We start from the raw sequence: 846 nt of genomic DNA, 5'->3' as shown, positions 1-846 counted from the left end.
ATTGTTGATGTGACAGCTACCATTGAGCGTGAATTAGAAAACGCGCATATCGAAGGTGATGTGGCTGGTCGAAGTAAACACATTTACAGCATTTGGCGAAAAATGCGCCGTAAGAATCTCGATTTTTCTGAGATTTATGATATTCGCGCCTTCCGTATATTGGTTCCTAAAGTCGCAGACTGTTATGCGGCACTTGGCGTCGTGCACTCGCTTTGGCGACACATCCCTTATGAATTTGATGATTACATAGCGAACCCGAAAGAAAACGGGTATCGCTCATTACACACCGCTGTGGTAGGTCCTGGCGGTAAGGTCATGGAAATTCAGATCCGTACTCAAGAGATGCATGACGAAGCCGAGTTAGGTGTCTGTGCGCATTATCGTTACAAGGGAACTGACGTTAAATCAGGGTCGACTGGCTACGAAGACAAAATTAATTGGTTGCGCCAAGTTCTAGAGTGGCAAGAAGAAGTCGGTGATGTTTCAGAAATAGCGCAGCACTTAAGCGCTGATGTCAACGCCGATCGTGTGTATGTGTTTACACCAAAGGGGCATGTCGTCGATTTGCCAAACGGTGCTACACCCGTTGATTTGGCGTATCGCGTTCATACCGATGTAGGTCATGCTTGTCGCGGTGCAAAAGTGAATGGTCGTATTGTTCCGCTTACGTACCCTTTAAGAACTGGCGAACAAGTAGAGATTCTAACCTCCAACAATCCTGCGCCAAGTCGAGACTGGTTGAACCCGAGCCTCGGGTATATTCAAACGTCTCGATCCCGTGCCAAAGTCGTTCATTGGTTTAAGCAACAAGATCGTGACCATAATATCCAAGATGGCCGCGCCATT

General features: G+C 47.2%; 1 protein-coding gene. It reads left to right on the top strand.

Annotated elements, in window-relative coordinates:
- Window positions 1–846, top strand: an 846-nt coding sequence (locus A3738_RS07705; protein WP_156504069.1) for a bifunctional (p)ppGpp synthetase/guanosine-3',5'-bis(diphosphate) 3'-pyrophosphohydrolase, incomplete at both ends; no start/stop codon positions are given.

The sequence above is a fragment of the Oleiphilus sp. HI0066 genome (assembly GCF_001635725.1).
This window is presented reverse-complemented; position numbering and strand designations above follow the sequence as displayed.